The 14,867-nt window shown below is 42.1% G+C and carries 26 protein-coding genes and 1 pseudogene; 19 read left to right on the forward strand and 8 right to left on the reverse strand.

What is annotated here, in order from left to right; all coding sequences use genetic code 11:
* The 8 genes from ACINWC323_RS10985 to ACINWC323_RS10950 all read right to left on the reverse strand — a co-directional run bounded on the left by ACINWC323_RS10985 (window position 1) and on the right by ACINWC323_RS10950 (window position 5,447).
* Window positions 1-366: a hypothetical protein gene (locus tag ACINWC323_RS10985; protein ID WP_009511426.1), complete on the reverse strand. Its 366-nt coding sequence runs from the start codon at window positions 364-366 to the stop codon at window positions 1-3.
* A 79-nt stretch (window positions 367-445) separates the two neighbouring features.
* Window positions 446-1,057, reverse strand: coding sequence for a hypothetical protein (locus ACINWC323_RS10980; RefSeq protein WP_009511033.1), 612 nt, complete (start codon window positions 1,055-1,057; stop codon window positions 446-448).
* Window positions 1,054-1,986 (reverse strand): ATP-binding protein, encoded by a 933-nt coding sequence (locus tag ACINWC323_RS10975; protein WP_009511207.1) that lies wholly within the window; start codon window positions 1,984-1,986, stop codon window positions 1,054-1,056. Before ACINWC323_RS10975 ends, ACINWC323_RS10980 begins: the two co-directional genes overlap by 4 nt.
* Window positions 1,987-2,167: 181 nt before the next feature.
* Window positions 2,168-3,211 (reverse strand): hypothetical protein, encoded by a 1,044-nt coding sequence (locus ACINWC323_RS10970; protein WP_009511118.1) that lies wholly within the window; start codon window positions 3,209-3,211, stop codon window positions 2,168-2,170.
* Between the two features lie 9 nt (window positions 3,212-3,220).
* Window positions 3,221-3,403, reverse strand: coding sequence for a hypothetical protein (locus ACINWC323_RS10965; protein WP_009511394.1), 183 nt, complete (start codon window positions 3,401-3,403; stop codon window positions 3,221-3,223).
* On the reverse strand, window positions 3,400-4,053 hold the full coding sequence (locus ACINWC323_RS10960; protein WP_009511090.1) for a hypothetical protein: 654 nt from the start codon (window positions 4,051-4,053) through the stop codon (window positions 3,400-3,402). The genes ACINWC323_RS10965 and ACINWC323_RS10960 overlap by 4 nt, the downstream gene beginning before the upstream one ends.
* 134 nt (window positions 4,054-4,187) lie before the next feature.
* A complete protein-coding gene (locus tag ACINWC323_RS10955; protein ID WP_009510987.1) occupies window positions 4,188-4,574 on the reverse strand; it encodes a hypothetical protein in 387 nt (128 codons plus the stop codon).
* Window positions 4,575-4,778: 204 nt separating this feature from the next.
* Complete coding sequence (locus tag ACINWC323_RS10950) at window positions 4,779-5,447, reverse strand: LexA family protein (RefSeq protein WP_009510879.1); 669 nt, start codon at window positions 5,445-5,447, stop codon at window positions 4,779-4,781.
* Window positions 5,448-5,558: 111 nt separating this feature from the next.
* Here ACINWC323_RS10950 and ACINWC323_RS19710 point away from each other — a divergent pair, with 111 nt between their 5' ends.
* From ACINWC323_RS19710 to ACINWC323_RS10880, 19 genes and pseudogenes are all read left to right on the forward strand, one after another.
* Window positions 5,559-5,762 (forward strand): helix-turn-helix domain-containing protein, encoded by a 204-nt coding sequence (locus tag ACINWC323_RS19710; protein ID WP_081401849.1) that lies wholly within the window; start codon window positions 5,559-5,561, stop codon window positions 5,760-5,762.
* An 8-nt stretch (window positions 5,763-5,770) separates the two neighbouring features.
* Window positions 5,771-6,127, forward strand: coding sequence for a hypothetical protein (locus ACINWC323_RS0118925; protein WP_032881356.1), 357 nt, complete (start codon window positions 5,771-5,773; stop codon window positions 6,125-6,127).
* Between the two features lie 56 nt (window positions 6,128-6,183).
* Window positions 6,184-6,342: a hypothetical protein gene (locus tag ACINWC323_RS20250; protein ID WP_009511129.1), complete on the forward strand. Its 159-nt coding sequence runs from the start codon at window positions 6,184-6,186 to the stop codon at window positions 6,340-6,342.
* Window positions 6,342-7,226, forward strand: coding sequence for a hypothetical protein (locus ACINWC323_RS10945; protein ID WP_009511242.1), 885 nt, complete (start codon window positions 6,342-6,344; stop codon window positions 7,224-7,226). The genes ACINWC323_RS20250 and ACINWC323_RS10945 overlap by 1 nt, the downstream gene beginning before the upstream one ends.
* Window positions 7,226-8,587 carry a replicative DNA helicase gene (locus ACINWC323_RS10940; protein ID WP_009510766.1) on the forward strand — a complete coding sequence of 454 codons (1,362 nt, stop codon included), beginning with the start codon at window positions 7,226-7,228 and terminating at the stop codon, window positions 8,585-8,587. The genes ACINWC323_RS10945 and ACINWC323_RS10940 overlap by 1 nt, the downstream gene beginning before the upstream one ends.
* Window positions 8,584-8,970, forward strand: a complete 387-nt coding sequence (locus ACINWC323_RS10935) for a hypothetical protein (RefSeq protein ID WP_009511258.1) — start codon at window positions 8,584-8,586, stop codon at window positions 8,968-8,970. The genes ACINWC323_RS10940 and ACINWC323_RS10935 overlap by 4 nt, the downstream gene beginning before the upstream one ends.
* Complete coding sequence (locus ACINWC323_RS10930; RefSeq protein ID WP_009511469.1) at window positions 8,970-9,440, forward strand: hypothetical protein; 471 nt, start codon at window positions 8,970-8,972, stop codon at window positions 9,438-9,440. Before ACINWC323_RS10935 ends, ACINWC323_RS10930 begins: the two co-directional genes overlap by 1 nt.
* Window positions 9,437-9,673: a DUF3310 domain-containing protein gene (locus ACINWC323_RS10925; RefSeq protein WP_009510722.1), complete on the forward strand. Its 237-nt coding sequence runs from the start codon at window positions 9,437-9,439 to the stop codon at window positions 9,671-9,673. Before ACINWC323_RS10930 ends, ACINWC323_RS10925 begins: the two co-directional genes overlap by 4 nt.
* Window positions 9,670-9,825, forward strand: a complete 156-nt coding sequence (locus tag ACINWC323_RS20255; RefSeq protein ID WP_009511310.1) for a hypothetical protein — start codon at window positions 9,670-9,672, stop codon at window positions 9,823-9,825. Before ACINWC323_RS10925 ends, ACINWC323_RS20255 begins: the two co-directional genes overlap by 4 nt.
* Window positions 9,822-10,133 carry a hypothetical protein gene (locus ACINWC323_RS10920; RefSeq protein ID WP_009510856.1) on the forward strand — a complete coding sequence of 104 codons (312 nt, stop codon included), beginning with the start codon at window positions 9,822-9,824 and terminating at the stop codon, window positions 10,131-10,133. Before ACINWC323_RS20255 ends, ACINWC323_RS10920 begins: the two co-directional genes overlap by 4 nt.
* Window positions 10,126-10,344, forward strand: coding sequence for a hypothetical protein (locus ACINWC323_RS10915; protein WP_009511007.1), 219 nt, complete (start codon window positions 10,126-10,128; stop codon window positions 10,342-10,344). Before ACINWC323_RS10920 ends, ACINWC323_RS10915 begins: the two co-directional genes overlap by 8 nt.
* On the forward strand, window positions 10,344-10,676 hold the full coding sequence (locus ACINWC323_RS10910) for a hypothetical protein (protein ID WP_009511254.1): 333 nt from the start codon (window positions 10,344-10,346) through the stop codon (window positions 10,674-10,676). The genes ACINWC323_RS10915 and ACINWC323_RS10910 overlap by 1 nt, the downstream gene beginning before the upstream one ends.
* Before the next feature lie 5 nt (window positions 10,677-10,681).
* Window positions 10,682-11,020 (forward strand): annotated as a pseudogene (locus tag ACINWC323_RS0118930) (RusA family crossover junction endodeoxyribonuclease); the annotation flags it as partial.
* Between the two features lie 2 nt (window positions 11,021-11,022).
* Window positions 11,023-11,232, forward strand: coding sequence for a helix-turn-helix domain-containing protein (locus tag ACINWC323_RS10905; protein WP_009511468.1), 210 nt, complete (start codon window positions 11,023-11,025; stop codon window positions 11,230-11,232).
* Complete coding sequence (locus ACINWC323_RS10900) at window positions 11,232-11,954, forward strand: terminase small subunit (RefSeq protein WP_009510925.1); 723 nt, start codon at window positions 11,232-11,234, stop codon at window positions 11,952-11,954. The genes ACINWC323_RS10905 and ACINWC323_RS10900 overlap by 1 nt, the downstream gene beginning before the upstream one ends.
* A complete protein-coding gene (locus tag ACINWC323_RS10895; RefSeq protein ID WP_009511124.1) occupies window positions 11,947-12,471 on the forward strand; it encodes a hypothetical protein in 525 nt (174 codons plus the stop codon). The genes ACINWC323_RS10900 and ACINWC323_RS10895 overlap by 8 nt, the downstream gene beginning before the upstream one ends.
* A complete protein-coding gene (locus tag ACINWC323_RS10890; RefSeq protein ID WP_009510864.1) occupies window positions 12,461-12,733 on the forward strand; it encodes a hypothetical protein in 273 nt (90 codons plus the stop codon). The genes ACINWC323_RS10895 and ACINWC323_RS10890 overlap by 11 nt, the downstream gene beginning before the upstream one ends.
* A gap of 142 nt (window positions 12,734-12,875) precedes the next feature.
* Entirely contained in the window at window positions 12,876-14,498 is a 1,623-nt protein-coding gene (locus ACINWC323_RS10885) for a Terminase-like domain protein (protein ID WP_009511391.1), read from the forward strand.
* A gap of 75 nt (window positions 14,499-14,573) precedes the next feature.
* A complete protein-coding gene (locus tag ACINWC323_RS10880) occupies window positions 14,574-14,867 on the forward strand; it encodes a hypothetical protein (RefSeq protein ID WP_009511171.1) in 294 nt (97 codons plus the stop codon).

A 14,867-nucleotide genomic window follows, 5' to 3' on the forward strand; every position in this document is an offset into this window, starting at 1 on the left:
TCACCCAATAATTTTGAACTTTAAGTTTTTAAGGCTGATAGCAGTCATTTTGCTACAGTGCTGACATTTGGTGCGTGCTCTTGTCTTGAGCTCATTTAGATCTTCATTGATCTGTTGTTTTTGCTCAGATAAGCGTGACTGCTGTCTTGACCAGTACTGCATAGTGTCTTTGATCCACATCACTGGGTTTACTTTTACACCACATTGCTTGCAAGTCAGTTCCATAGCTTTTGTGTCAATTTCAACATGGATGTGCTGGCACTTGCGGGCATTTTTTGAAGGAAACGGAAGTACATTTTCCTCAACATTTAAAACAACATGATCTTGAAATGGGTAGTTAATATTTCCTTTGTATTCAATATCCATCACCACACTCCCACCACAGAAATTAATACAAGCCCTACAGCCAAATCCAACAAGATTGATAAACCTAAATTGAGTTCTTTCATTGGGTCACCTGCAATCTTGGTTTCCAATATTTTGCAAAGTCAGCCACTTCACGAACCAATGCTTTAACATCTGATTCCATACCTGAGTAAAAGTGTTGGTGTAACTCGTGATAGCTTTTGACTTTAACCTCAGTTAAACCATCAACAACTTTGTCTAGGCCAGAGTGTTCAAAGACTTGGTATTTAAAGTTGTCATATTCTTTAACCATCAAATAAGCGCGCCATTGGTATGCATCCATGTACTTATCAGGGTCGAATACAGCAGTAAGCTTGTGATCAATCAGCTTCGAGCTAGTTTCCGCATCGATCTTGGCTACCAGATCCACATCATCGAATATGCGAGTTACATACTTTTGCTCACGTACATCACCCAACTCGATAGTCCCTTCAAGAGCCTCACTAAACATGAAGTTGAAACCCATTGATTTAGGAATGTCATAATTAAGGTCATGTTCAAGAAGGGCGTGAAATGCTGTACCACACTTCATAGCCATGTTCTGTGTTTTTCCTAAGAACAGCTCTTTAGCAAGTTCCTCTGAGGTCATGTCTTCATTTGACATACCCCAAAGGTAGCTATCGAGCATAGTTGTCGATAGCCGGGTAATCATGCTGTTTGCTCCTGTGGCTGTGTCGAAACAAAAGCTTTGCTCTGAGTGTCATAAGCGAAGCCATATTGTCTAGCTTGCTCAATAGCTTTGTTCCACATCTGCCGAACAAATACATGACCTTGTGGCAATTTAGATTTTAGAGCCTCAAAATCCTCCAGTGACTCCGATGCAAGTACTTCTGAATCCCATTCATCAAGTTCTTTTTGTGCTTGAGCCTGGGTTTCACTCAAACTATTAATGTGGTTCTTGGCCTGATTTAAAATCGAATCAAGTTGATCAGGTTGAGTATCCAAATCATTCAAAATTAAATTACCTATGGCACCTGAATCTTTGGCATGGAAAGCCGTACTAGGGGCAAAGTAGATAGCCTTTTGAGTACTTTGTTGCCCTTGATGTGTAGTCATATATCCCATCAGATCAGCAACTTTATAAGCTTCTTTTTTACTTGCACCAACCATGTCAGGGCGGAAGATAATGTCATCACCTTTTTTATCTTCGGCAGTGTGGGCGAGAAGGACCACATCTTTACCAAAGCTACGAAGTAGATTGAACCAGTGGGTGAATGTCTTGTTTAATGTTCCATAGCCTTGGATCGACAATTCATTTGAGTTTCGGCGGCAATTCTTCTGGTCTTTTACTAAGTGAGCAATGATTACATCCAGCATACGTCCAGCTGTATCTACAATCACAGTGTCATATCCTTGCAAATCATTAGCTGTTAGAGATGAAACCTCAGTCCAATTGCTTACAGGCACAGTGTCTTTACGATATTTACCTGCACGATGTGCTCCTTTATCGAAGTCAAAAAGGATAGGGTTCTTTGCAGAGAACGCCAAAGAAGTTTTACCAATACCCGGATCACCATAGATAAATGTAATTAGGTTCTCTACGCGCATTGGCTCTTGTGCTGTTACGATTTTTAGTGCCATTTCTAATTCTCCTTAGACAGGCCTTAATTACATTACGATGTAGCTATAACAAACGGTGCATTGACCATCGTTGCTCACTTGCATCAAATCTTTGCAACAGAAGCAATATTCATATTTAACTGCTTTCTGTTTTTTCTTTTTCTGCTTAGGATTTTTCACTGGCGCATTCATCATCTAATCCTCAAAACTTGATTGAAACGTGTGGAACTAAGCCTTTATTGATCGCTTGCAAAATTTCTTTGCCTTTAGCCTCATCAATACCCAAAGCCAATAGGCCTTTTAGAGCTTCATTACAGATTTTCTTTTTGTGTGCTTGGTTAGCTTGGCGTGCTAATTCAGCTCGACGTTCGGCTTCTGCCTTAGCTGCTTGTTCTGCTTCAATACGTTGACGCTCTGCCTCTGCTGCATGTTTTGCACGTAGTTCAGCTGCTTCTTTTTCTGCAACTAGGCGAGCTTCGCGTTCAGACGCTTCACGTTTTTCTCGCTCAGCTGTAGCAATAGCCTCTTGTTTTTCACGCTCAACTCGATCTGCCTCTTCTTTAGCTTTTCGTTCAGCCTCAATACGTGCTTGCTCAGCAGCTTGACGCGCAATGGCTTCATCACGTTCTTTTTGTTGGCGTACTATTTCTTCTTGGCGAAGTCTTTCCAATTCAGCTTGTTCTGCCTCGCGCTTTAATGCGATTTCAAGCGATTGTTTATATGAAGTTAAAGCTGCATCTTTCTTAATTGATGCTTCATTAGCAAACTCAGCAAAACTTTCATCAATTGCCGTTGCTTCAACTTCACCAATGATTTTCTTAATTAGCTCACTACTTGAGAGGGCATCCACACGACCAGCATCAAAATTAGAGATACGATCTTTAATTGTCTGAACTCGATCTTCTTCTGCTTTTTCCCACTCATCTAATGGCTTGCGAATTTCATCACGCAATGCATCACACTGATCACGCCATGCTTTACGATCACGATCAATTACAGCAGCTTGTGCCTTAATACCAGCAACTAAATCTTTACCATGGTTATCTACAGCAGTTTTAGACTTACTTACTTTATAGGCTTGTGAAGCAATAGCATCACGGCCTTTTTTAGTTGAGACATCAGGAACAATTGATCGCGCTTGCTCAGCCATACGATTGAACAATTCTTGAATTCCATTTTCCTTTCCAAAGGCTGCCACAATCACATTTTGTTCTAATACTTGTAATTCATTAACTTGTGCATTCATAACCGTCTCCTAAGCTGCTAAAACTTTTAAAATTTGTTCAGTGTTTTTGGCTTCGACATTTCTGATAGTCTCTTGCCATTCTCTATATTCTTGAGAGCTGATCACATTGAACTGAAAAGCGAACTCGACTACTTGTTCAAGTGAATTGAAATCTTTCTGTGACAACTCTTTGATGTATGATTGAGCGTTCATGAGAAGTACTCCTCAACAAACTTTAAAGCTTCTTCTTTATTGAGCTCGGCACCATGAATATTTATGGTTCGGGGTACGATCTTGAAGCTAAAATCAGGGAATTTTTCATGCTTTAGAAAAACGCCAAGGTTGCAGTTAAGGGCTGTATCCCAGTCTTTTCTTCCATAACCTGAATAAAGAACTCTTTTACCTGCCATCATTGCCTTGAGCGCCTCAGCCCCACTAATCAGGCCTTGTTCGACTTCTACATGTTGAGGTTTAGGCTTGATCTTTTCCCACATTGCTTGACGCATTTCATGGCGTTGCAATTCATCCCAGCCTTGTTCACGGAATATGAATGATTTCCCATTTGAGTCTTGATAAATCTGATCATCACCTTCGGTTTCCCAATTTGCGTCTTGGATATCATTACGATGCGAAACAACAAGGTCTCGAAGCTGAGGGAGGGTGAGTTCTTGATGACCAGCTTCTGCAAAATTAAGATCGTTAAACCCAGCTGTTAAAAATCCATCTTTCGCATAAATATATGTAGCGTCCAGATTGGTGATTTCTTTCTTAGAACACACCCAAAAATATCCCAGCTCAAAAAATAGATCTTGGATTTCTGCACTATTGTCTGGTCCATTCACTTTGATTTTGTAGTTATTCATCTCACACACTCCACACAGCAGGGCAGATGTACTTGTAAAGCACGACTAGAGCTGCAAAAAACGCCATAAAAAGAACCACAAGCCAAGCCTTGATTGATTTTTGATGGTCGATCATTTTTATCTCCATGGAGCGCTTAACCGCGCTCTCTTAGTTCTTGTTCGATTACTTGGACGATCTCTTGAACGCTTTTAGTGCTTAAGTAGTAGTTTGCTACTTCACCGTTTTCGTCATAGATACGCGGTTCTTTAATCTCTTTGACTTCAACTTCGTTCCAGCTGTAACCCACGCTATTGCTGTGAGTAGAGAAGTCAGCAACATACTCAAACTCAACAACGTATTGCTCGTTTAGAGTCTCTACAGCAGCTTTGCTTGACTTAACATTGATTGATTCGAGTTTAAATGGGGCAGTGATGCTAACTGGTTCAGCTTCGGGCGCTGGGCCAAATGCATAAGCTGCCAATGCCGCGCTAACAACGCTCGCACCTACTGCCAGTTTGACTACGTTCGTTTTTATGTTCATACTTTACTTACTCACTGAGTGGAACCTCGAAGCCGTCCAAAGCTATTCGAGGTTTTTTAATGTCTGTGAGGTTTAGTTTAAGCAATTAAACTTTTTAGTCAATAGGAAAGTTTAAAAAATTAAACTTATTTTTATTATTTTGTTTGATTACTTAAAGTTTAGATGCAAAAAAACCGCCCTTAGGCGGTCAATTTGTTTTTAAGTTTAAACTATAAAATGGTGTCTGGTTGCTGGCTTTAGTGATCCTACATATTTCCCTACAAAAATACATTCATCATCTAAAGGCATGATATTTGGCTGCCAGTCTTTATTTAGTGCTTTTAAGAAAATTCTATTTTCTCCATGAACCAACGCCTTAAAAGTAGCGTCATTACCTCGTCTAACTACGACCATTTCTCCTGTCTGGATATCATCTAAACAGAAGGTTGGGTCTACACAAATTAACTCACCTTCATTATAAAATGGGGCATTACTTATGCCTCTAACTATCAAGTAAAAGCTTCGATTGCTTGCACCAGGTACTAAAGGAATTTGCTCCTCAGTGCCTGTTAATTCTACATTTTCCATTCCTGTCCACGCTCCAGCCTGAACCCATGATAATACTGGTGCTGTAGCGACAGGTGCAATAGGAGCATAGTCTACGTTTCGATCTGTTCGTCCGTTTTTATCTCCATCCCCGGTCAACAGCCATGATTCAGATGTTTTAAGTTCTCTGGCCAACTTAACTAAACGCTCGCCACTAGGTACCGCACCACCAGATAACCAAAGCGAAATACTTCCTTTGCTCGCAACACTCTTGTTAATCAAGTCTACTTGCTTGGTCCCGAGTTCATCCATACGCATTTTGATGCGATCCGCAACAGTCTCAATCATGAGAAACAACCAGCCTTAAATAATGTTTAGAAGTTTAAACTTTTAAATTGACAAGGTCTTAAACAATGTAGTTTAATAAGTTAAACAAATATGGTTTAAGAGTTTAAATATATGAACCTTTTCCAATTTACAGTTGACCACCTTTTAGCAAGGTATGGCTGTAAGAATGATGCAGAGCTTGCAAGCCTTTTGAGCTTCGATAAAAGCACTGTTTCCACTTGGAGAACTAATGGGTTGCCAAGTGGATATCAACGCTTTTTAAACGTCGAATCAAATATTCCTGCAAGCCGAAAAAAATCTCATTTAACCGCTTAGGAACAACCATGAGCAAAGTATCTATTGAATTAAGTGCAAGAGCTAGAAATACACACTCGCTCGTTTTGCAATCTCTTGGAAGTGTAGTGAATGCAGCACTTGGAGACGAGATAGGCTATGACGGCCCTTGGGTTTCAAAGTTTAAAAATGACAAGAAAAACAATGGCTTGACTGATCTTGAAACTGTTTGTGTTTTATTGGACAAACTTGGGTTGAAAGTCATTCCTGAAAGTTACGAGTGTTATGACAAGAAATTCGTAGAAGCGATCTTCTTCTTAGCCCGTATGCAGATCACACACTCAGCAGATATTAACGATTACCAGTTTGCGTCTATAGCACCACGCTTATCAGAACTTGGATATTAAAAAACCGCTTTCCTGCGGTAACAGGGTAGCGGTCATATTCATAGGAGTCGAATCTAATGAACTATCAAATATTAGCAGAAACAGAATTAAACCGAAAGGTTTCATTGTTTCAAAAAGCTGTAGAGCAATTTGCAAAGTTCCCATCGATGGACAATGCAAGAGCTGTGTATATCGCTCGTTGTGAGCTATGCGCGTTTGCATTGGAGGGGCTGTAATGATTGCGACCATTCCAATTATCAAGTTGATTGAAGCTATGAATGAGCAACCAATAGCATTCAACAAACACTATGTATTTTTGGGCTGTGGAATCAACGGTGCATTGATGCTTTCTCAACTTGTGTACTGGACTTCCCGCACCAAAGACAGTGAGGGTTGGATCTTCAAAACTCACCATGAATGGACGATGGAAACTGGCCTTACTCGTCGTGAGCAAGACACAGCTCGTCAGACCCTAAAATCACTCGGTTTTATCTCTGAAAAGAAAGAAGGTGTGCCTCGTCGTGTTTACTTCCGTGTAGAGCGTGAGAATCTGTACAAATCTTTGATTGAATACTCTGAAAGCATTGAAATCAGTAGTATGCACAATTCCGCCATACTGAATGCACAGAACAGCCATACTGAATGCACAGATGCGCCAGACTGTATGCACGAAAGCGCCATACTGAATGCACAAATCCGCCCATCTAATACAGAGAATACATACAGAGAATACACAGAGAATACTTCAGATATTATTTGTGCTGAAAACGCAGCTCAAAAAACAAAATTCAAAGCAAAAGAATTTTTGATTGAGAACGATGTATCTGAGCAAACTGCATCTGAGTACATCGATCTTCGCAACAAGAAGAAAAAACCAATCACTCAACGAACTTTACAACTTGTTTTCAAACAAGCTCAAGAAGCAAAGCTTAGCAATGAGCGTGTATTCCAAATCATCGTTGTTCGAGGCTGGGAATCATTCAAAGCGACTTGGAACTGGCAGGAGACTGCTCAAGAGCTAGAAGCGCTTGAAACACCAGTTAAAACCGAAATGGCTAAGGCTGATGCTCCAACGGTAGCACCTGTATTACTTCGCAAAGAATACAAGGGGGCTAAATAATGGACTACTTGCATTCAGTTCCAACAGAACAAGGCGTACTGGTTTCTTTGCTCTCACTGACTGATGGCGTGGATCAGTTTGTTGAGCGTTTAACCAGAGATCATTTCTCAGGAAAACACCAAATCATCTTTGATGCAATCCAAGCAATTCACAGCCGTGGTGAGCAAATCGATTTTATTTTGGTGTGGGATGAGATCAATAAGAACCCATTAAACCTGAATTACATCGATGAGCAGTACATGCTCAAGCTCAACGCTGATGCTCCAACTCTGATTTCAACTCTAGAACAGCACATTGAAAAACTTGACCGTTTGATGATGCGTCGCAAGTTCCTGAATATCTCAAATTTGATGCAGGGGATGGCTAAGGATTTCACTACCAATGTTGATGAAATGATCAATAAAACTCAAAACATGATTGCAGACATTGGCGACAACAAGCAGTCAAAAGAATTGGCTTTCGTGAATGAGTTTGTAGCACGTCTCTATGTTGACCTTGAGGAGACTCGCATTGCCCGTGAAAACGGCACGTTTGTTGATATGGGTATCAAGACAGGCTTCATTGCACTGGACAATAAGATTGGCTCTCTACGTCGCGGTAACTTCGTAATCATTGGTGCACGTCCAAGCATGGGTAAAACAACCTTTGCTCAAAACATCATGAGTGATATGGCGATCAATCAGGACATGGTTGTTCAATTCCATTCATGCGAAATGACAGAGGAAGAAATCAGAGATCGTATTGTTTCTGGTGTTGGACAGATCCGCTTAAGCAATATCAAGGGCAAGTGTCTTGAGGATGATGACTGGGGGCGCTTAGTACAGGCAAACAAGATGCTTGAGCACTCAAAGTTTGCAATTGATGACACTGCAAATGCAACACTTTCGGATGTGCGTCGCAAAGCCCGTTTGTTGAAAGCTAAGTTTGGCAGAGTCGATGCAATCTTTGTTGACTACCTTCAAATCATGAAAAGCCCAATTGTGACTGATAACCAGGTCAGAGCTATCGGGGAAATCTCAAAAGGCTTGAAAGCAATCGCAAAAGAATTTGATTGCGTTGTTTTCGCTTTATCGCAGCTTAGCCGCAACTTAGAGAACAGACCTAACAAACGTCCAGTCAATGCTGATCTGCGCGAATCAGGGCAATTAGAGCAAGATGCTGACGTAATCCTGTTTATCTACCGTGATGAGATTTACAACAAGGGTTCAAAGGATGCAGGAACGGCAGAAATCATCATTGGTAAGTGTCGTGATGGTGAAGTTGGAACTGTCAGATTAGGTACAGACCTAGCAAGAGCGACATTTGCTGATTTAGATCCATTTTACCTTGCAAGTTTGCAGGAAGTTGGAGGTGCAGCGTGAACGAATCAACATCACCAAACATGTACATCAAGCCAGATTATAGCGCACAGGTTGAGCAGTGGTTAGCTGAGGGTAATCAGATTAAATCTTTAGCCAATGGCGAAGGTGCTAACAGCAAAAAGTTCAATAACCGAGATAAAAGCAAGTCACCGCAGGATGCAATGCGACGAATTATGTCGAACTCAATTGCAGTCGATAGAGCACAGAAAGAAAACCCTCGTGCAAAAGCCAGATCGGAAGCACGTACTAGTGGGTTGAAGCGTTACACAGGAAGTGAATGCAAGAAATGTGGATCAACTCAGAAGTTTGTATCAACCAATAATTGTGTAGCTTGCAGTGGTCGAAGTGCGGCTAAAAGTATGCAGAAAAAGAGGGCTTCTTAATGAGAAAAGCAAAACAAACCCCTAAAGCAAAACACTATCAACTTAGCTGGAATGTGTTTCATGCGGTTGATGTTGTGGAACAGTATGAAGCCCAGTCAGGGGACAAAAGTTGTGTATTGCCGTACCCAATTCTGGCGAAGATTTACAAAGGCAACTTAATGCCAGCATTGCAACTCGGCACCATTGTTAATCATCAAACCTATGGTGTGACGTTCTTCGCAAAGATTAAGAAGGAAACAGGTGAGGAAGGATTGGTAGAGCGTGGCTTCCGTATCGACACACCTATGAAGCTTTCAGAGTTCATCAATGGTTATGAAGATTGCTATGTGAACAAAGGTCATGGCTTGAAAGTCAAAGGATGGAAAGGCGCTAAGGATGAATGGTTGTCGATGATGGATGAAGAATTTCATAACGACACGTGTCTGGACGCTTGGGCTGTGGCGAATTGTTTGGTGAGGGCTAAGGCATGAACGACAACGTGAATCACCCAAAGCACTACACAAGTGATCCAAGTGGTGTTGAGTGCATTGAGATTACAAGACACCGTAATTTCAATATTGGTAATGCAATTAAGTACTTATGGAGAAACGGTCTCAAAGATTCAGATAGCCAAGTACAAGACCTACAGAAAGCAGTTTGGTACATCAATGACGAGATCAAGCGTTTAGAAAACATGACCAAGCGTGACGGAGGCGGGCGATGAGCAAGAAAAACAAGATTAGCATGGGCGCAGCTATTGGTTTGTGGGCTTTGGGGCAACCACGCATTGCTGAACATTACCAAGATTACAAGCAAGTTTGGCAAAGCAAGGGTAAGCGCCCAAAACCGAGAATTAAGTGGGAGCAAAGCCAATGAACGCGATCACCTTTATAAAGCAGCACGGTGTTGAGAAGGCGAAGAAGATTCTAGGTAATGCTGGCCTGTTGCATAAGTCATATACGCCAACGGGCGGCTTATATCATCGTTACGAGATGACAGGTACGGTCAGCTTGACTGAGCTCAAGCGCCTCGTTGAGAGCGTTGATCTTGTTAATGATCATGGTGGATTGGAAGTGATCAAGAAATGTGTAGAAAAAACCATTTTCCCACTATCTGACCGAATCATAAGAATTAAACAAGCCATAGCAGACTACGAATCCATTTATGGGGGTGAGCATGTTTAAGGTTACTGATTTGATTGTGGCTAAAGGTGAGCATGATCTAAATGGCTTACTACCTAAAGTTGTTCAAGTACACAGTATTAATGAGGCTGACGTTTACTGTGAAGATGATTCAGGGATGGGATGCTGGATATTAAAAAGCCATCTTCATTTGTGGAGATATGCGGAATCAGAAGAAATCCAATTAGGCCACAGAGTTGAGCAGGTGAAGTGATGAGAAGTGAATTTGATGAAGTTTTCAAAGATGCTTACGACTTTTGTATTGATGATGCTGATTACCATGTTAGGGAAGCTGCAGAAGCACTTGCAGATACAATCTGGCAACATCAGCAATCAAAAATAACTCTGTTAGAAAATAAAAATGAATATCTCACAAAAACAAATGGTGAGCTTGCTGGTTTGATTATTGATCTAAGAAATCGTGTTGATGCTGCACTTGCAAGAGCAGATCAAGCATGCATCGGAAATGAAATGTTCTACAAACAATTCGATGATGTAGTTAGGATCTTGAGAGGAATACATAAGCCAAAGGATGGTGCTGTATGAATCAAATTCTCAAGTGTGAAATTGGCATGAGTCCCCCAAGCGTAAATCATTATTGGCTAGCCAGTGGTAAACGCCGATACATCAGCGCTAAAGGGAGAGCTTTCCAGCAAATTGTCGCGCTCTACGTGAAGGCTCATCAAAGTGCAGAACGTTTAAAGCTCAGTGTCACATTTCACTTTCCAGATCGCACCCGCAGAGATATTGACAACCATTTGAAAGCACTTTTAGACAGCTTGGTAAAAGCGGGATTGTGTCTTGATGATGAACAGTTTGATGAAATCGTTGTGAAGCGTGGAAATGTGGTTAAGGGTGGCCTAGTAGAGCTTGAAGTATGGGAGTTGTGATTATGCCAGTACTCGCATTTCTGCCTGAATACATTGTCAAAGACAAAGTAAAACGTAGCTCGATGCCTAAAGTTTCTGAAAATGATGTGAAAAACATCCGGGAGTTGTACAAGTCTGGTCTGTCATTACGTCAGGTCGCACACAAGTACGATATCTCACATGAGATGTGCAGACGTATCTGCAATAAATTTTGCTACAAGGAGGTGATTTGATGACTCTACGTGGTAAGCAACAAAGATTTGTTGATGAATATCTGATTGATCGTAATGCAACGCAAGCTGCAGTTCGCGCTGGATATTCTGCCAAGACTGCTGAACAAATGGGGTATCAACTCCTTCAGAAAACTTCAGTTCAAGAGGCAATTGAAAAAGGCGAAGCTGAACTTGCAGAACGCAACAAGATCACCCAGGACAAAGTATTAAATCGCTTGTGGGAGATGGCAACGGCTGATCCTAATGAATTGATTAAGTATGTGCGTGTGAACTGTCGCTACTGCTGGGGTGAAGATCATTATTACCAGTGGACCAAAGGCGAATATCACAATGCCTGTTACGCAGCACGGGTGAACCAGAAGCCTAATCCTGATTGTGATGGCGGTTTTGATTTTGATAAGACAAAAGAACCTAATCCTGATTGTCCTGAATGCAAAGGTCAGGGTAATGGCTACGTAACGGTTGCTGATACATCGCGCGTTAGTGATCAGGCCAAGCTGCTCTACGCCGGCATAAAAGAAACCCAGCACGGCATTGAAATCAAAATGAATGATCAGGTTGCGGCATTGATCAAAGCGGGCCAGCACATCGGTATGTTCAAGGACCGGGTAGAGCTCGGCAATGATCCAGATAATCCGCTGACAGATCCAAAGGCAGCCAGCAAAAAACTATCAGCTTTGGCCAAGTTGCTCAAAGCGAATAAGGAGAAGAAAGATGCGTGAACAATTTGAGCAATCGATTAAGGATTCACCAAGCTATCAGAAACTTGTATTTCAGCACGGCGAGCGCCTTTTTATTTATGAAGATGGCCAATACAAAATATCGGCAGTGCAATTGGCTTGGGAGATATTTCAACGCTGTCGAAGTGATTACGAGCATTTACTTGGTAAATATCGGACTACAAAACAGCTTCAATACGGCACATCCGAACACAACACGCGCCTGCATAGAACTTTGCTTTTTGTCAAAGAACATTTTTGGATGAACGATTTAGGTCGAGTTATGCCACGTGTTTATGAGGAAATTACAGAGTGTCTGGAAGATCAACCGCGTAAAGTACACAACACATCTTGCACATATCAATTCGAGCTTGCATTCCTCAATCTGCAAGACACACCAGAACTACGCAAGATTTACTGGTCTGCGCTTGGCCAATTGCAATTTGATAGCAACGATCAGGTTATCACGCCTGAATTAGAGCAGTGCGCGTGCTGCGAGGAGAATCTGGATGGATATTGATTGGGTAAGAACGCAAAGAAGCCACTTTGATCAGCTTATGAAGGAAAAAATAGCGGTACACCAGATTACGTTTGGTATTTCTTTGCTACCTGACCACAAGGTGGGTGCAATGATCGATTGTGCAGGCTTTGCTAGCATTGAGCGTATTCCACAAGATAAGAAAATATTGCTCGAAAAAATTGAACAATTAGAAGCTGAAAACAAGGCACTTAAACAAAAACTCGTAATGCAATTTTTAGAATATAAAGGAGTAAACAAATGATTTTCTGGATTATGTTGATCGGCATATGCGCTGCATTTTCAATTAGCAATCAAAACAGTGCAGTTACAAATATTGTTCTATGCGCCTTAACCATTTTTTGTTTTGCCACAAGTACCTATGTCAAATATTTCTTGGGGAAAGCATGACCAAAACCACTGACGAACAGATTCTTGCATTGCTTGCGGATATGAGCGAATCGGAAATCGAGCAGTATTTATTATCGCTCGATGAAGATGAACAGGCAGAAATCAGCAAGCTACTTGCCAATGCACCTGTGTGGTTTCCACTGGAAGGCCCACAAATGGCAGCTTATCTGTCACAGGCTGATGTAATCGGCTACGGCGGTGCAGCTGGTGGCGGCAAGACAGATTTAATTTGTGGTTTATCTTCAAATCAGCACAAACGAGTTTTGATTGTTCGACGAGAGAAGGCACAGACAGACGGCATTGTGCAACGTTTAGAGGAAATTCTAGGCCACAAGAACGGCTACAACTCACAAAAGTCATTCTGGAATCTGGGCAACGGCAGGCTGATTGAGTTTGGCGGCTTGGATAATCTCGGTGATGAGAAGCGATGGCAAGGCCGTGCGCATGATTTGAAAGCACTTGATGAAGCAACAGAGATCCGCGAATCACAAGCACGATTTGTTATGGGCTGGAATCGTTCGTCAGATCCTAATGTGAAATCTAAATGCCTAATGACCTTCAACCCACCAACAACAGCAGAGGGTAGATGGGTGATTGATTACTTTGCACCATGGATCAAGAAGGGGCATCCGAACCCAGCTGCACCAGGTGAATTACGTTGGTTTGCAATGGTGAAAGGCAAAGAGCAAGAAGTTGATGGCAATAAGCCATTCGTATTGGTCGATGATCAGATTGTTTATGACTTTGATCCTAACGATTACAAGCCTGAACACATCATTAAACCAAAATCACGCACGTTCATTCCGGCACGTGTCACAGATAACAAGTACTACATGGAAACAGGCTACATGAGTACGTTGCAATCATTGCCTGAACCTTTGAGGTCTCAAATGTTATACGGCGATTTCGGTGCTGGTATTGAAGATGATCCAAGGCAAGTAATCCCGACTGCATGGGTTGAAGCAGCTCAAGCACGGTGGAAACCGGAAGAAGAAATGCGCATTTTGTACAAGGGCGCGTTTGAAATGGATTCTTACGGTCTGGACGTTGCACGCGGCGGCAAAGACAGCACTATTGGCTATGCAAGACATGGGCATTGGTACAACAGAGCAAATGTGCTTGAAGGGATTATGTCGAAAGATGGCCCAGCATCCGCATCCTTTGCAGTGGGCCATGTACGTGATGAAGCGCCAATTCATGTTGATGTTATTGGCGTTGGTGCCAGTACTTACGATTTTCTTAACCAATCAGGACTGCACGTTATTCCGGTTGATGTACGCCAATCTGCAACTGATTTTGATAGATCAGGGCAATTGACGTTCCACAACATGCGCACACAGCTTTGGTGGAAATTACGTGAATCATTAGATCCTGCATACAACAGCATCGTTGCATTACCGCCTGAACCAGAATTGCTTGCAGATTTGACTGCACCACGATGGTCTTTGCAGGGCAAAAATATTCAGGTCGAATCACGTGAAGATATTATCAAGCGGCTTGGTCGAAGCCCCGACTATGGATCAGCAATCATCAATGCCCAGATTGATACGCCTAAACGCAAAGTGATGCATGCCCTTTACAGCAACAATTCACGCAGAAGCTATGACCCCTATGATTGAGCTGTCAACAGGAAATAGGGTGCTTAAGCAGTTGCATTGCCATAATGCTTAAAACAAGTTTTTGGAGTTACTGAGATGTGCGTAAACAAAGTGATTGATAGCGTTGGTGATCTAGCTGGCGGCGTTATTGGCGGCCAGTTGGGTCAGGCACTTGGATTGGGCAAACAACCTAAGGTGCAAGTACAAGCGCCACCACCACAACCAACACGTCAAGACTCAAAAGCACCCGATGCATCAGCAACGATTGACCGTGTCCAGCAATCCCAAAGCGGTATGTCAGGCGGTATTGCGAACACGTTGTACACCGATCCACAAGGCGTAAGCGATGAAGATTTGCGCTTAGGTCGTAAAACCTTATTAGGCCGTTAA

This window comes from Acinetobacter sp. WC-323 (assembly GCF_000314615.1).
Classification (GTDB): Bacteria; Pseudomonadota; Gammaproteobacteria; order Pseudomonadales; family Moraxellaceae; genus Acinetobacter; species Acinetobacter courvalinii.

What these genes read in the sequence shown, in the direction of transcription:
- ACINWC323_RS20255 (WP_009511310.1), top strand. Translation starts at nt 9,670, where the DNA reads ATGAGCAAGAAAAACAAGATTAGCATGGGCGCAGCTATTGGTTTGTGG.
- ACINWC323_RS10880 (WP_009511171.1), top strand. Translation starts at nt 14,574, where the DNA reads ATGTGCGTAAACAAAGTGATTGATAGCGTTGGTGATCTAGCTGGCGGC.
- ACINWC323_RS10925 (WP_009510722.1), top strand. Translation starts at nt 9,437, where the DNA reads ATGAACGACAACGTGAATCACCCAAAGCACTACACAAGTGATCCAAGT.
- ACINWC323_RS10905 (WP_009511468.1), top strand. Translation starts at nt 11,023, where the DNA reads ATGCCAGTACTCGCATTTCTGCCTGAATACATTGTCAAAGACAAAGTA.
- ACINWC323_RS10950 (WP_009510879.1), bottom strand. Translation starts at nt 5,447, where the DNA reads ATGATTGAGACTGTTGCGGATCGCATCAAAATGCGTATGGATGAACTC.
- ACINWC323_RS10960 (WP_009511090.1), bottom strand. Translation starts at nt 4,053, where the DNA reads ATGAATAACTACAAAATCAAAGTGAATGGACCAGACAATAGTGCAGAA.
- ACINWC323_RS10920 (WP_009510856.1), top strand. Translation starts at nt 9,822, where the DNA reads ATGAACGCGATCACCTTTATAAAGCAGCACGGTGTTGAGAAGGCGAAG.
- ACINWC323_RS0118925 (WP_032881356.1), top strand. Translation starts at nt 5,771, where the DNA reads ATGAGCAAAGTATCTATTGAATTAAGTGCAAGAGCTAGAAATACACAC.
- ACINWC323_RS10930 (WP_009511469.1), top strand. Translation starts at nt 8,970, where the DNA reads ATGAGAAAAGCAAAACAAACCCCTAAAGCAAAACACTATCAACTTAGC.
- ACINWC323_RS10965 (WP_009511394.1), bottom strand. Translation starts at nt 3,403, where the DNA reads ATGAACGCTCAATCATACATCAAAGAGTTGTCACAGAAAGATTTCAAT.
- ACINWC323_RS10985 (WP_009511426.1), bottom strand. Translation starts at nt 366, where the DNA reads ATGGATATTGAATACAAAGGAAATATTAACTACCCATTTCAAGATCAT.
- ACINWC323_RS10885 (WP_009511391.1), top strand. Translation starts at nt 12,876, where the DNA reads ATGACCAAAACCACTGACGAACAGATTCTTGCATTGCTTGCGGATATG.
- ACINWC323_RS10890 (WP_009510864.1), top strand. Translation starts at nt 12,461, where the DNA reads ATGGATATTGATTGGGTAAGAACGCAAAGAAGCCACTTTGATCAGCTT.
- ACINWC323_RS19710 (WP_081401849.1), top strand. Translation starts at nt 5,559, where the DNA reads ATGAACCTTTTCCAATTTACAGTTGACCACCTTTTAGCAAGGTATGGC.
- ACINWC323_RS10940 (WP_009510766.1), top strand. Translation starts at nt 7,226, where the DNA reads ATGGACTACTTGCATTCAGTTCCAACAGAACAAGGCGTACTGGTTTCT.
- ACINWC323_RS10975 (WP_009511207.1), bottom strand. Translation starts at nt 1,986, where the DNA reads ATGGCACTAAAAATCGTAACAGCACAAGAGCCAATGCGCGTAGAGAAC.
- ACINWC323_RS10910 (WP_009511254.1), top strand. Translation starts at nt 10,344, where the DNA reads ATGAGAAGTGAATTTGATGAAGTTTTCAAAGATGCTTACGACTTTTGT.
- ACINWC323_RS10945 (WP_009511242.1), top strand. Translation starts at nt 6,342, where the DNA reads ATGATTGCGACCATTCCAATTATCAAGTTGATTGAAGCTATGAATGAG.
- ACINWC323_RS20250 (WP_009511129.1), top strand. Translation starts at nt 6,184, where the DNA reads ATGAACTATCAAATATTAGCAGAAACAGAATTAAACCGAAAGGTTTCA.
- ACINWC323_RS10915 (WP_009511007.1), top strand. Translation starts at nt 10,126, where the DNA reads ATGTTTAAGGTTACTGATTTGATTGTGGCTAAAGGTGAGCATGATCTA.
- ACINWC323_RS10970 (WP_009511118.1), bottom strand. Translation starts at nt 3,211, where the DNA reads ATGAATGCACAAGTTAATGAATTACAAGTATTAGAACAAAATGTGATT.
- ACINWC323_RS10980 (WP_009511033.1), bottom strand. Translation starts at nt 1,057, where the DNA reads ATGATTACCCGGCTATCGACAACTATGCTCGATAGCTACCTTTGGGGT.
- ACINWC323_RS10900 (WP_009510925.1), top strand. Translation starts at nt 11,232, where the DNA reads ATGACTCTACGTGGTAAGCAACAAAGATTTGTTGATGAATATCTGATT.
- ACINWC323_RS10955 (WP_009510987.1), bottom strand. Translation starts at nt 4,574, where the DNA reads ATGAACATAAAAACGAACGTAGTCAAACTGGCAGTAGGTGCGAGCGTT.
- ACINWC323_RS10895 (WP_009511124.1), top strand. Translation starts at nt 11,947, where the DNA reads ATGCGTGAACAATTTGAGCAATCGATTAAGGATTCACCAAGCTATCAG.